The sequence below is a fragment of the Paenibacillus sp. BAC0078 genome (assembly GCF_054483875.1).
In genome coordinates, this window is record NZ_JBTLRW010000002.1 from 43,417 (window position 1) to 56,744 (window position 13,328).

Genomic DNA, 13,328 nt, shown 5'->3' on the forward strand with positions numbered 1-13,328 from the left:
GATGACCACCTCCCAAGGAATATAAATCGGTACAGGCACAAGCGGCAACTGAAGCGGCAGGTTGTAACTAAAGTATATTCATGGGGATGGGGGATATGTGAACTGACTTATTCACTGATTTCCTCAATGATGAGTTTATAGCTGTTCGAACGGACCTCGCCGGAGTATCTGCGCCCGTCGATGGTGTAGAGATATAACGCGGTTGAGAAACCCTGGAGGACAAGGCCCATAAAGGCCGGATTGATCCTGACGGAGTAGCTGAGCTTAACGGTTTGGCCTGGCTGCATTTCCCCAAGGAGCATTGCACCGCTATATGAAGTGTCAGGTGCAGGTACCGTGCTGATCGTAATGATGTCAGGCTCTAGGGTGCATCTTTGCGGAAGGAGCTGAATTATAGTTACGTCGGCGGGATAATTTCCGCTGTTGGCAACAACGATGCTGAACCTGACGATGTCGCCGTGCTCGATGATTGAAGGCTCGCCCGTCATTTCAACAGAAATGACCGGGGAGAGCAGTAGAGTGGTTGCAGTATTGGAGCGCGCAGTCTCTCTTACATTCCGTCCGTCGGGAAGGGTGAATGTATATTGCACGTTTCCCTGATTTTGAATGGCTGGGGTCTGGGCGATGTCTATAGCGGCAGGGATGGCGACCAGAACATTCACTATGGCCGTAGAGCCGGCTGTTAAAGCACCGAGCTGAATCCCTTCTCCGGGACGGATGTCCTTCCGGGGGGTTCCATTCACATTAACGCTGTCCCAGACAAATAGCGTGCCTGCTGGAATGACATCGGTGAGTACTGCTGTTACGGCCAAATTCCCGCTGTTTCGGATGGTGAACTCATAGCGAAGATTATCGCCTGGAGCTGCACTGTACAGATCGACCTTTAGACTAACGGAAATGCCTGATTGAACAACGGATATTACGACACTATTGCTCTTACTTGTTTCCGTAGAGCTTTCGGCTCCATAGGTGACAAGTGCATGGGTGGCCAGCGCCGGGTCCAATGTGGAAGGCAGCGATGCAATCCGCACGCGGAAGGAAATGTCGGCAGCCGCACCTGCTTTCAAGGCTCCAAGCTGTATTCCCTGCTCAGGATCTGCGTCCGGCAAATAAATGCCGCCAGCGATGACGCTGCCATGGATAAAGACGGCTCCGTCTGGTACTGGAATGTCTGCGAGAATGCCGTAGAGATGGCGGGTTCCCTCATTCCTCAACTGGAGCGTATAGGTTACAGCATCGCCAACAAAAGTAGTAAGCGTGCTTGCCGACAGCAGCAAAGAGAGCTGATATGGGATCAGGGAGACCCGTACATTGTTGGAGGAAATCTCGCCCTGCCCCTCCCTCCCTTCGGGAGTGGCAAATGAATAAGTTGCTCTGGCCTCGTTGCTTAGCTCCAGAGAAGGAGGCAATGAGATGACGATAACCTGAAAGACAATACGAACTTCGGTCTGGGGAAATATAGTTCCCAGCGGAATGCCGAAAGACGGCGATGCCCCGGGCAGGGGCACTCCGTCTCTCAGTACGCTGTTGGAAATAAAGGCTACTCCGGCTGGAAGGACATCTGTGAGGGTAGCCAGTGCAGCCGCATTGCCGTCATTTCTGGTGACGAGGGTGTAAATCAGCGTCTCCCCCAGGGAGACGCTTGATTTATCCGCGCTTTTTAACAAGGAAAGAACAGGGCCAACAACCGGAGTATTGACGGTGTTGGAATAAGATATTGCATCCGTACCCGCAGCCGAGTTGAACAGGACAATGGATTGATTGCTGACTACAGGCTGGAGATATGGGTCTGTGCTCATGACGCAACTACCTTTACCTTGAAGGTTACTGTTGAGAAAGCGCCAGCCGCGATCGTACCGATAACAATGCCTGAGCCCGGGTTCGCATCAGGACGGGCAACTGTATCTACTGTCACACTTCCTGCGACAAACTGGCTGCCGGCCGGAATAGGGTCAACCAGCACTACATTGCTGACGGACTCAATTCCGCTATTGGTAACCACAATGGTATACGTTATGACATCTCCGACTACCGCATCAATAGCAGAAGAGCTCTTGACCGCCGTTACGTCTGGAGAGGATACCGGAATAACCAGAACGTTCGAAAGCGAGGAGCCTGAGAGCAGACGGCCGTCCGGCGGAGTGAAGGTAAAGCTGGAAGAAGCCTGATTGACAAGCTGTTGTGCTGGAGGTAAAGAAGCTACGGTAACCTGAAGACTGATGGATACAGTTACGGTTGCTCCTGGAGCGACCGCGCCAATATTGATTCCGCTTGTCGGGTCGGCTCCCGGCAGGGCTGAACCGTTCACGATTATACTGTTCGGAACAAACACAGCACCTGCTGGTATGGGATCTGTAATCGTGACATTTGCCGCCAGATTACCGGTGTTGGTGACATTCAGGAAGTAAGTGACTGTATCTCCGACAGTTGCGTTGGCAGTATTTGCGCTTTTCACAATGTTAATGAACGGCTGATATACCGGGGTAATGAATGTATTGGAGTAAGAGACCCCTGAGAAAGCGCCGGAGGTGAAGTTTACAGAAGCCTGGTTGCTCAGCGTGGTCGAAGCAGGCAGCGCATTAACCAGAATCTTGAATTGGACAACCAACGAATCGCCCGGTGCAATTGTACCCAGAGCAATACCGTTAGCTGGATTGGCTGCGGGAAGCGGAGTGCTGCCAACAACCACGCTGCCTGCGACAAAGGAGGCTCCTCCCGGAATAGGGTCACTGAGTACGACGTTATTAATGGCCTCTATGCCGTTGTTGGAAACGGTAAGTCTGTAAGTGATGGTATCCCCGATAACGGCATCGGTTGCCGTTGAGCTTTTAACCACCTGGACATTTGGCGAGGATACGGGGATCTGATTGATATTGGAAACAACGGATTGATTAAAAGGACGGTTATCTGGAAGGACATACGAGTAGGAAATCGTAGCTTGGTTGCTTAACTGCTGACTAACCGGCAGTGTAACGATCACGACTGAGAAAACTACAGTCAGACTTGCCCCGGCTGGGATGGAGCCAAGTGCGATTCCGGTAGCGGGATTGGCGCCAGGGGAGGGAAAACTATTAATCTGCACACTGTTTGGAATCAGGGTAGTCCCCGCCGGAATGGTATCGGTTAAAGTTGCTGTAGCTGCATAATTGCCGGTATTGCTGACATTCACAGTATAGGTAATCGTATCTCCGACTGTTGCATTTACGGAGCTTGAGCTTTTGACTGCACTAACAACCGGCTGATAGACCGGTGTTGTTACTGTATTGGAGAAGGCAACACTTGAAAGTGCGCCTGAGGTGAAGCTGGCTGAGGACTGATTGCTTAGCAGCCCGTTTGCAGGAAGCGAGGTTACCGTCACGCTGAAAGCTACCGTTACTGAAGTGCCCGTCGCAATGCTGCCTATGGCGACTCCGGTTGCCGGAGAGGCGCTTGGGCGTGTAATGCCATCCACCTTCACGCTACCGGGAATAAATGCCGTGCCAGCAGGCAGCGCATCTGTAAATACAACGTTGTTGACGGCAGAAATACCGTTATTGGTCAAAGCTACAGAATAAATGATTGTGTCATTCAGAGTGGTTGCTGTTGTTTCAGTGGATTTGAGGACCGCGAGATTAGGATTTGAGACAGGGATCGTAACCGTGTTGGAAATAACCGAACCGCCGAGTGTCCGCCCGTCCGGCAAAGTGAAGCTGTAAGCCACGGTTCCTTTGTTGACGAGCAGCTGCGGTGAAGGCAGCGAGGTGATGACTACGGAGAAAGCAACCGCTACGGTTGCCCCCGGAGCAATAGATCCTGCTGCGATACCGGATGAAGGATCGGCCTGGGGGAGCGGCAGCCCGTTAATCAGCACACTGTTGACCACGAATGTGGTGCCGGCCGGAATGTCATCAGTTACCGTCAAACTAGCTGGATAGTTGCCGGTGTTGCGGACGGTCAGTGTGTACGTTACGGTGTCGCCGACAGTGGCATTCGCTGTACTGGCGCTTTTGGCCGCTGTGATCACAGGCTGGAGATAAGGAATGCTGACTGGATTTGAGAAGGTTGAGCCTGAAAAGGCAACGCCGGATGTATACGTAATGGTAGCCTGATTGTTGATTGAAGCGGTGGCAGGAGCAGAGGTGACCTTTACTTTGTAGATGACTGTGGCATCAGCACCGCCTGCCAGCGTTCCAATGGATACCCCGGTAGCCGGGTTGGCGCTTGGGAAAGAAGTATCGTTCACTGTTACACTGCCAGTTACAAAGGTTGTTCCGGATGGAGTCGGATCACTGAGCAGCACGCTGTTCACAGGCTCCAGGCCCGCATTGGTGATGCTTACGGAATAGGTAATCGTATCCCCTAGAGCCGCCGCTGTAGATAGGGTGCTCTTCACTACGGTAACATTGGGTGCAGAGACCGTTATCGTTACAGTATTCGATACTGCCGTGCCGGACAGCAGACGCCCGTCGGGCGGAGTGAAGGTGTAGGTAGCGGCAGCTTGGTTAACAAGCTGCTGCGGAGAAGGAAGTGAGACAATAATGACGGTGAAGCTAACAGTTACGCTGGCCCCGGGAGCGACGGTGCCTACCTCGATGCCGGTATCCGGTGCAGTTCCCGGGTGTGGGAAACCGCCGACGAGTACACTGTTGGGATCAAAAACAGTGCCTGCCGGGATGTTGTCCGTCACCATGACATCCGCAGCCAGGTTCCCGGTATTGCTGACTACAATCATGTAGACAACAGTATCGCCAACCGATTTGTTGAGATTGTCAGAGCTTTTCACCAAGGATATTTGCGGCTGGGTTACCGGTGTGGTTGTGATGTTGGAAGATGATGAGCCCGAGAAGACACCGGAGGTAAAGCTGACAGTTGACTGGTTGTTAATCTGTGAAGGAATCGGCATGGTTATTCTCACCTCGAATGTTACGGCAACTGAGGCCCCTGGGCCCATATTGCCGATTGGAATGCCGGCAGACGGAACTGATAGCGGCTGGGGGATGCCGCCCACAATTACGGTTCCGGGAATGAAAGCTGCATTCTCAGGCAGAGGATCACTGAGAATGACGTGGCTGACAGCAGCAATGCTGTTGCTCGTGAGCACGGAGGTGAATGTAAGAATGTCGCCGGGAACGGCGTCGATTGCATTCACGCTTTTTACGATGCTGACATTGGGAGCGGAGACAGGGACAGCCAGCACGTTCGATACAGCATTTCCTCCGAGCTGACGGCCGTCCGGCAACGTGTAGCTATAAGCGGCAGCGGCTGTATTCAGAAGCTGCTGGACGGGAGGCAGCCCTGTAACGGTGACAAGAAAAGAAACGGCAGCACTGCCGCCAGGTGCGAGCGGACCGACCGGAATACCGGTTAGAGGGCTGTACCCCGGCAGCGGCGTGCCGCCGATGCTCACACTGTTGGTTTCAAAAGCTGCCTGTGGTGGCAGGGTGTCAGTGAGATTCAAGGTGGCGGCGATATTGCCAGTGTTGCTGACAAGGATCGTGTAGGATAAAGAACTGCCTACAGAGGCCTGTGCGGCATTTGCGCTTTTGACCAGACTGATTACCGGTGTGAAGATCGGGGTAGTCACTGTGTTCGACAAAGCTGTTCCATTGAAAGCTCCTGCTGAAAAAGAAGCGCTGGCCCTGTTATTGAGCACGGCCGGACTCGGTAAGAAAGCGGCGTTCACTTGGAAAACAACAGTAACTGTGGCTCCTTGCGCGATGGTTCCAAGTGCGATACCTGCGCCCGGATTGGCAGAGGAGACAGTGGACCCGTTCACGGTTACACTTCCGGCTACGAATACCCCTCCTGCAGGAATGGGATCGGACAGAACTACATTGCCCACAGCTACACCGCTGGGATTCGAGACCACTGCTGTATAGGTAATATTTTCTCCAACAGCGATGTCTGCCAGATTGGCACTTTTGAGAATTGTGATTCCCGGAGCAGATACCGGAAGGCTGACCGAATTGGACAGACTGCTTCCTGAGAAGGAACGGCCGCTAGGCAATTGGTAAGTGTAGCTGCTGCTGGCCTGATTGTTCAAAACAGCAGGAGAGGGCAGCGACTGAACAGCGGCCAGGAAAGTGACAGGAACTGTTGCTCCGGGAGCCACAGCCCCCAGCGATATTCCGCTTAATGGAGAATCTGCAGGACGAACTACGCCATTTACCGTTACGCTCCCAGCCACAAAAGATGAGCCAGCCGGAATGTTGTCACTCAGCAGGACGGTGGCGGCCAGATTTCCCGAATTTTGCACTTGCAGTGTGTACAGTACATTTGCTCCTACAGTAGCGCTGGCTGTATTTGCACTCTTCACAATGCCAATTACCGGTTGATATACAGGTGTAGCAGTGGTATTGGATTGTGTTATTGCAGTAAAGGCTCCTGAACTGTAAGAGGCTGATGAGCGGTTGCTGAGCTGTGCCGGTGAGGGGACGGAAGTCACAGTTACCTGAAAAATGACCGTTACACTGGTTTCAGCCGCAATAGTCCCTACAGAGATTCCTGTGCCTGGATCGGCAGTGGCCCGCGGTGACCCGCCAACTGTGACGCTTCCTGGCAGAAAGGTGCTCCCGGCGGGAATGGGATCGGACAATATAACATTCGTCACTGGGGCAATTCCGTTATTGCTGATGACTGAGGTATAGAGCAAAGTATCGCCTACGGCAACGTCGGGCAGACTTGCGCTTTTGACTACGGCTACGTTCGGCAGCGTCACAGGAATTGTAAGAGTGCCCGAGACGGCAGATCCTGCTATCGTACGGCCATCCGGGACCAGAAAAGTATATGCTGCAGTTGCCTGATCGACGAGCTGAGGCGGTGAAGGCAGACTGCCCACCAGCACGCGGAATTGGACTGTAGAGCTTCCTCCTGCGGCAATCGTTCCTATAGCTATGCCTGTGGCCGGATTGCCGGCTACCGGAGTTCCATTGACCGTAAAGCTGCCGGCAACATAGGAGCTTCCGCCCGGAATGTTATCCGTTATCGTGGTGGCAGCGGCGATGTTGCCGGTATTGGCAATTTGCAGCGTATAGGTAATTTGATCGCCGACGGTTGCGTTGGTGGTGTTTGCGCTTTTGACAATCCCGAGAATAGGTGAATAGACAGGCAAAGATTTCGTATTGGAGGGGATGACCCCGGTCACAATGGTCCCGCCCGCTACACTTTGAAACGAAAATGCAACGCCCGCTGTATTAGCGACAATCTGCGTACCGGGCAATGAGGTGACCTTGGCTTGATATGTAACAGTCATTGATGTGCCAAAAGCTAAAGTTCCTAAGGGAATGCCTGCAGTTACATCGTATGAAGATTTGACTACACCGGCTACGACGACGCTGCCGGCTACAAAGGTTAAGCCTGACGGCAAGACATCTGACAGGACGGCGCTGGTTGCGCTGGCAGTGCCCGTATTGCTGGTGATTACCGTATAAGTCACGGTATCGCCGACGATTGTTCCGGTTACATTGGAGTTTTTGGTTAAGGTAATTTTGGGAGCATTGATATCAATCTGAAGCGCATTTCCATTGACGACGTAAGCATCGCCCGATGTGGTTAAAGTCAACAGCGCTGAAGACTGGTTGTTCACAAGCCTTGCTGAAACATCGACATTGGTGATATCCCAGCCTTGACGTCCGCCAGTGATGTTGGTGCCGGGGCTGCCGTTGGTCTGGTTGCGTGTTCCAAAGGTCCCGGTGGTGTTCAGCGCTCCGGCGTCATTATTGATTTGTGAAGCGAAAAAATTGGTGGAAAAATTGTTGGGACCCGACAGTGCCGCCTGCGTGGCAGAGGTAGGTCCAAAAAGCGCCTGGTCTCCTGAACGGTTGGCATCGCCTTCCTGGGCGCTGAACAGAATACGTCCGCCCAATACGCCGGATACCGGAGTAGCGAAGCCGGTGATCGTGGTGACAACCGGATCAGAGCTGGCCTGCACCAGCACAGCACCTGCCCGCAACGACATGTTACGGAAGGGTAGAGACGGATTCTGATAGATTACCCCGAGCGTCCAGCCGGCATGGTTGGCGGTGGAATCGCCGCTGATGACAATGGTGCCGACTACGCCTCCGGTCGTATACGTCCCTGCTCCGCCTGCCTGAATAATGCTGGTTACGTTGGCTGAACGGACATAAGCGGAAGCTCCGTTTCCGAGGTCTACCGTATTGCTGGTAGCCGCATCCGGTGTGATGCTGAAGCTGGTTCCCGCAGGATTGATAAAAGTTACAGGATTATTGATCGCCGAAGTGAGATTAACCGAACCGTTGATATAAGAACCGCCCCAGATCAGTTCAGCATAGAGCACTGTGCTTCCTGAGGGAATTGTCAGGATGGCCGCAGAGCTGTTGCTTTGATACAGGCTTGTGGTGCCGGCGGGGTACGTCCCGTATACGGATGCTGTGTTGACTGTCGTGAACCCCCCGATACTGTCCAGTGTGCCCGGAACACCGGCTGTGTCAGAGCGGCTCAGCCCCAGCGTATTGCCTGTGAACGTGATGGCTCCGGTAGCATTGATCGTAGCCCGAACGACAAGAGGAATGATTTTCACCTCCTTGCACAGAAGCTGTGTATATCACGTAAAAAAACAGACCGCCTTATGCATCGGGACGGTGTAGATTTCTGTACTATATTAGCCTATGTTCAGTTCGGCCGGAAATGTTTGACCATGGTTAGTTTATCCGGGGGAAATTGTGTCTGCTCTGCGGCTGATGTCTCCGCTCCAGAATTACCCGGGGCTCGGGGTAACGGCTTCTGCTCATGGCTTCAAGCTCCTCAAGGGTGATCTTGCTCTTGACTACAGCCAAATGGTACATAATCTCGTGAACCACATTGGCTTGAAGGGTCTTTAGAACCTCCAGCTCCTCGGCCTCGTACAGCGTATCGTCAAAAGGATATTGATAGAACAGCTCCATCCGCAGCAGCCGGAAATCAAAGGGCGGCGCGGGCACCGGATAATCGGCAATTTCCGGGGAGCAGAGCCCGAAGGAGGGCTGGGAAAAGCAGCTTGTGAAGTACCGGGGAGTATATTCGTCAAACTTCTGTTTGAACAGAGGATTGGAGGCATGAGGGAAACTGTGGGCATAGGGGGCCAGAATACAAACGACAGCCTTATGGCTGCTGATCCGGTGGATCTCCGCCATTACCGCAAACAAATCGGTTACATACGGCAGCACACGGCTGGCCATGACAAATTCGGCAGTATTGTCCGGCAGCGGAATTCCTTCATTGATATCGCAGACGATGTCCACTCCAGGGCAGTCCGTGCGGTCAATTCCCAGATATCCTGACTCTTTGGCTGACCCGCAGCCGATATCTATTTTCAAAGGGAACCACTCCTTCAAGGGATGTTGTAAACTATGGACTCTCCACCATTGTATTAATGCCAGGGCTCTATGCTTCGGGCAGGTGCCTATCCGCCAGGTAAATGGGAATCAGAGCAGCGATATTAGGAAAATATAAAGGACCGCTTCCGAATGTTACCGGAAACGGTCCTTGTGCTGCACCAGCAATGATGTCCGCGGGGTTATAGTGTTATGCGTTATGCGGAGCCTGCATTTACCAGAACGGTTGCAATCATCAGCATGAACAGCAGGAGGATGACACCATTAATAATAGTGCCGATGATTGCGAATACCTTGCGGCGGCTGCGCAGGCTGAGTCCAATAATGCCGATGACGCCCCCGATTACGTTGACCGCTGCAAGGATAAGCACGGACAATCCAAGGTACATAATCGTCTTTGCGGAATCGGAGACGAACTGGTTGTTCTCATTCAGAATTGAAGAAGCCTGAACGCCTACGGATACAAAGGTGATAATGTAACCGATAATTGTAACCAGGGCAATCACGAATGAAGCAATGCCGGGTCCCGAATGTTTGAGATCATATTTGTTTGGTTCTTCCATTGGCGGCACTCCCTAATAGATTGGATGAATAATTTTACATTATCCACTTTTCCATAAGACAGAGGCAAATGCAAGCGTTTGTTTGCAAAAAGTTCCATAGCGCTCTGCGCTGGAAATAAGCGGTGCCCATAAGTTAAGATAAGGGAAGTCCAATACTAAGGAGCTGTATATCCATGCAACGAAGATTTATAGCCTGGGGAGCCCTGCTGGCCATGCTGTCTGTGGCGATAGGCGCGTTCGGAGCGCATATGCTCAAGCCGGTGATTAGTGAGGATTATCTTCAGGTGTACGAGACCGGCGTGCACTATCATATGATTCATGCGCTAGGCCTGATTCTTATTGGCCTCGTTGCCGGACAATGGGGCGAGAGTTCCCGGCTGCTCTGGGCGGGGCGGCTGCTTGCTCTGGGGATCATTTTGTTCTCCGGCAGTCTGTATGTATTGAGTATCACGGGTATTAAGGTGCTCGGAGCGATCACCCCCCTTGGCGGTGTGTGCTTTATTGCCGGCTGGCTTTGCCTGGCCTTCGAAGCCTTTTCCCGTAAAAATTGAAGACTGGCATGTTGCTAAATAAGAACAAGCACCTCCCAAGGAAAAAGGTCCTGGGCAGGTGCTTGTCTGCTTGTGTATTCTAGCTGTCATTTTACAGAAATTCATCAATTTCATTGAGCTTAAAGGTGTACACGTGCTTCTCGTCCACATGGTAGACGCTTATTGAATTGGCCGCTTCATCGAAGTTCAGGATCCGGCAGGGCATGGATACCTGCTTGCCTTGGCGGTTCGTCCGGAGCCGGACCAGTTGATTGTTCTGGATGTATTGTCTGATTTTTCCGTACACATCCGCAGGGGATTCTCCTGGGGTGCCTGTAGGGGGGCTTTTGGGTGCAGGCAGTTCTGTCTGCTTGTCCGCCTGCTTCACTGGCAATTTAAGTGGAATTTGAGCTGCAGGAGCCGACTCATGATTCAGAGCAAGCTTTGCAGAACGGAGAAGGGTGTCAATCGTTCTTCCGAGCTCAAGTCCTGAGTTAATGTTGAAATCGGTAATTTTGTCGCTGCTGTTCAACATTTCAAGAAGATATTGCAGTGCAAGCGGGTTAGTACGGGCATTAATCAAGATGTCGACGTTAAATAAATAATTGCCGTCCGTGTGTTGTAGTTTCTTGTCCATAGATCCCCCAGCTTTGTCGTTAGACACAATTCAAAACAAATTATTAAAGTATATAAACTATACCATTAATTAACCAATAAGCATATACCTCAACGCTTGAAAAAAGGGACTTTGGGCCCTTCATTTTATTTGGGAAAAAGGCCCATCCTTCACACCCTGACCGGGGCTGAAGCATACAAATAAATCGTGCAGGGAGCGGAATGAGAAAATAGGAGGTACTGCAAAATGGTTACAATTGAGCCTGTTACTGTAGGCGATCATACATTCGTTGGCGTCGAAGTAAAACTTCCCAAAACAACGCTGCTGTCTATCAGCACAAGCCGGGGCTATATCATGTGCGGGGCGCTTGATGTGGGCCTGCTTAATCAGAAGCTTAGCGACCGGCAGATTATTGCCGCCCGTGCGGTTGGTGTACGCACCTTGCCAGAGCTGCTTGCCGCCCCGCTGGAGTCTGTTACCTATGAAGCGGAGAAGCTTGGGATTGTACCGGGAATGACCGGGGCTGAGGCCCTGCTCCTCATGGTGTAGGGAGAGGTCTTGCGTTTGTTCAGATGAAAGTAAAAAGGGGCCATTCATGGCCTCTTTTTAGCATAAGGAATTCTGTCTTGGATCATCCTATGTAAATAGCGCCTGCATAAGGACATTTGTTTCGTCTTGTATGCAAAAGGGTAATTTCAATATAGACAACTGCTGCCGAACCATGACTAGCAGCCGGCTAAATTATGGATAAGGAAGGGATCATTTATGTCTAAAACAACTAAAAAAGCTAGTGCCACTTCGCTGGAACAAGTCCTTAACCGTGAGGTTGCAAATTTGAATGTGCTGTACGTTAAGCTTCATAATTTTCACTGGTATGTGAAAGGGGAGCAATTTTTCACCCTGCATGTGAAATTTGAAGAGCTGTATGATGATATTACACTCAAAATGGACGAGGTGGCTGAACGCCTGCTGAGCATCAAAGGCAGTCCGGCGGCTACCCTGAAAGAATATTTGGAGCTCGCCTCCATTCAGGAAGCTACCGGTAAAGAGGACGCCCGCGGGATGGTCCAGTCGCTGATCGAAGACTTCGCTACCATAGCTGAAGAGCTTACAGAAGGCATTGAACTGGCAGAGCAGGCCAGCGATCACCCAACGGCCGATCTGTTCATCAAAATCCGCAGCGATCTGGAGAAAAGCCAGTGGATGCTGCGTACATTCCTCGGCTGATGGTCCTTTAGCGACAGTAGTAAATGCGAATAGCAGATGAGCCTCCCGCGCGGAGGCTTTATTTTTGTTTGGCCTCTGAAATAGACAGGGAAATGAAAAGAGATGTTTGTAAAAAAATATTCTTTGTAATAAAATTAGTGAGAATCATTGATAATCATTATGATTCAATTTATAATTATTTTAATGTGATATAAAATCTAATTGTGCTGGCAATCAGGGATTTCCTGTTACAATACGACTTTCTGATTTCGCAAATTGATGAGTGGAGGGAATATTAATTATGGCAGCAGAATTTGTCATTGAAGGACTGAAGGCGTCGATTGAAGGAAAGGAAATTTTGAAGGGGATTAACCTTCAGATGAAAGGCGGCGAAATTCACGCCATCATGGGACCGAATGGTACTGGTAAAAGTACACTGGCTTCGGCTCTGATGGGCCACCCGAAGTACGAGGTTACGGAAGGTACTGCCGTGCTGGAAGGCGAAGACCTGCTGGAAATGGCGGTGGATGAACGGGCACGCGCCGGTTTGTTCCTGGCTATGCAGTATCCGAGTGAAATCAGCGGCGTTACGAACTCCGACTTCCTTCGCAGCGCGATTAATGCCCGCCGTGAAGAGGGAAATGAAATTTCCTTGATCCGCTTCATCCGCCTGATGGAAGCCAAGATGAAGGAACTGGATATGAACCCTGAGTTCCTGCACCGCTATTTGAATGAAGGCTTCTCCGGCGGTGAGAAGAAACGCAACGAAATTCTCCAAATGATGATGCTGGACCCCAAAATCGTCATCCTCGACGAAATTGACTCCGGCCTTGATATCGACGCGCTCAAGATTGTCGCCGAAGGCGTCAACTCCATGCGCAGTCCGGAACGCGGCTTCCTGGTAATTACACACTACCAGCGTCTGCTTAACTACATCAAGCCTGATTTCGTTCATGTGATGATGCAGGGCCGGATCGTGAAATCCGGTGGCCCTGAGCTCGCAGAGCGCCTGGAAGCAGAAGGCTATGAATGGGTGAAGGAAGAGCTTGGCATTGAAGACGAGACGGTAGGACAAGAAGCTTAAGAGACGCCAGGAAGGAGG

General features: G+C 51.5%; 9 protein-coding genes. 4 read left to right on the forward strand and 5 right to left on the reverse strand.

The window, feature by feature from the left end; genetic code table 11:
• Positions 1 to 107: 107 nt before the first annotated feature.
• From ACX1DY_RS03700 to ACX1DY_RS03715, 4 genes are all read right to left on the reverse strand, one after another.
• Entirely contained in the window at positions 108 to 1,799 is a 1,692-nt protein-coding gene (locus ACX1DY_RS03700; RefSeq protein ID WP_458962859.1) for a hypothetical protein, read from the reverse strand.
• The gene (locus ACX1DY_RS03705; protein WP_458962860.1) at positions 1,796 to 8,518 is read right to left on the reverse strand and encodes a DUF7507 domain-containing protein; all 6,723 of its coding nucleotides are present in this window, start codon (positions 8,516 to 8,518) and stop codon (positions 1,796 to 1,798) included. Before ACX1DY_RS03705 ends, ACX1DY_RS03700 begins: the two co-directional genes overlap by 4 nt.
• A 121-nt stretch (positions 8,519 to 8,639) precedes the next feature.
• The gene (locus ACX1DY_RS03710) at positions 8,640 to 9,293 is read right to left on the reverse strand and encodes a class I SAM-dependent methyltransferase (RefSeq protein ID WP_458962861.1); all 654 of its coding nucleotides are present in this window, start codon (positions 9,291 to 9,293) and stop codon (positions 8,640 to 8,642) included.
• Between the two features lie 215 nt (positions 9,294 to 9,508).
• Positions 9,509 to 9,874: a hypothetical protein gene (locus tag ACX1DY_RS03715; protein ID WP_458962862.1), complete on the reverse strand. Its 366-nt coding sequence runs from the start codon at positions 9,872 to 9,874 to the stop codon at positions 9,509 to 9,511.
• A gap of 173 nt (positions 9,875 to 10,047) precedes the next feature.
• On the opposite strand from ACX1DY_RS03715, the gene ACX1DY_RS03720 reads away from it, so the two are divergent.
• Positions 10,048 to 10,425, forward strand: coding sequence for a DUF423 domain-containing protein (locus ACX1DY_RS03720; protein WP_458962863.1), 378 nt, complete (start codon positions 10,048 to 10,050; stop codon positions 10,423 to 10,425).
• Positions 10,426 to 10,516: 91 nt separating this feature from the next.
• Here the strand turns inward: ACX1DY_RS03720 and ACX1DY_RS03725 are convergent, their stop codons facing one another.
• Positions 10,517 to 11,041 (reverse strand): hypothetical protein, encoded by a 525-nt coding sequence (locus ACX1DY_RS03725; RefSeq protein WP_458962864.1) that lies wholly within the window; start codon positions 11,039 to 11,041, stop codon positions 10,517 to 10,519.
• A gap of 225 nt (positions 11,042 to 11,266) precedes the next feature.
• On the opposite strand from ACX1DY_RS03725, the gene ACX1DY_RS03730 reads away from it, so the two are divergent.
• The 3 genes from ACX1DY_RS03730 to sufC all read left to right on the forward strand — a co-directional run bounded on the left by ACX1DY_RS03730 (position 11,267) and on the right by sufC (position 13,310).
• Complete coding sequence (locus ACX1DY_RS03730) at positions 11,267 to 11,569, forward strand: YunC family protein (RefSeq protein ID WP_458962865.1); 303 nt, start codon at positions 11,267 to 11,269, stop codon at positions 11,567 to 11,569.
• A 216-nt stretch (positions 11,570 to 11,785) separates the two neighbouring features.
• Positions 11,786 to 12,247 carry a Dps family protein gene (locus tag ACX1DY_RS03735; protein WP_458962866.1) on the forward strand — a complete coding sequence of 154 codons (462 nt, stop codon included), beginning with the start codon at positions 11,786 to 11,788 and terminating at the stop codon, positions 12,245 to 12,247.
• A 280-nt stretch (positions 12,248 to 12,527) separates the two neighbouring features.
• Complete coding sequence (gene sufC / locus ACX1DY_RS03740) at positions 12,528 to 13,310, forward strand: Fe-S cluster assembly ATPase SufC (RefSeq protein WP_458962867.1); 783 nt, start codon at positions 12,528 to 12,530, stop codon at positions 13,308 to 13,310.
• The last annotated feature ends 18 nt before the right edge of the window (positions 13,311 to 13,328 follow it).

What these genes read in the sequence shown, in the direction of transcription:
- ACX1DY_RS03700 (WP_458962859.1), bottom strand. Translation starts at nt 1,799, where the DNA reads ATGAGCACAGACCCATATCTCCAGCCTGTAGTCAGCAATCAATCCATT.
- ACX1DY_RS03715 (WP_458962862.1), bottom strand. Translation starts at nt 9,874, where the DNA reads ATGGAAGAACCAAACAAATATGATCTCAAACATTCGGGACCCGGCATT.
- ACX1DY_RS03720 (WP_458962863.1), top strand. Translation starts at nt 10,048, where the DNA reads ATGCAACGAAGATTTATAGCCTGGGGAGCCCTGCTGGCCATGCTGTCT.
- ACX1DY_RS03725 (WP_458962864.1), bottom strand. Translation starts at nt 11,041, where the DNA reads ATGGACAAGAAACTACAACACACGGACGGCAATTATTTATTTAACGTC.
- ACX1DY_RS03730 (WP_458962865.1), top strand. Translation starts at nt 11,267, where the DNA reads ATGGTTACAATTGAGCCTGTTACTGTAGGCGATCATACATTCGTTGGC.
- ACX1DY_RS03735 (WP_458962866.1), top strand. Translation starts at nt 11,786, where the DNA reads ATGTCTAAAACAACTAAAAAAGCTAGTGCCACTTCGCTGGAACAAGTC.
- sufC (WP_458962867.1), top strand. Translation starts at nt 12,528, where the DNA reads ATGGCAGCAGAATTTGTCATTGAAGGACTGAAGGCGTCGATTGAAGGA.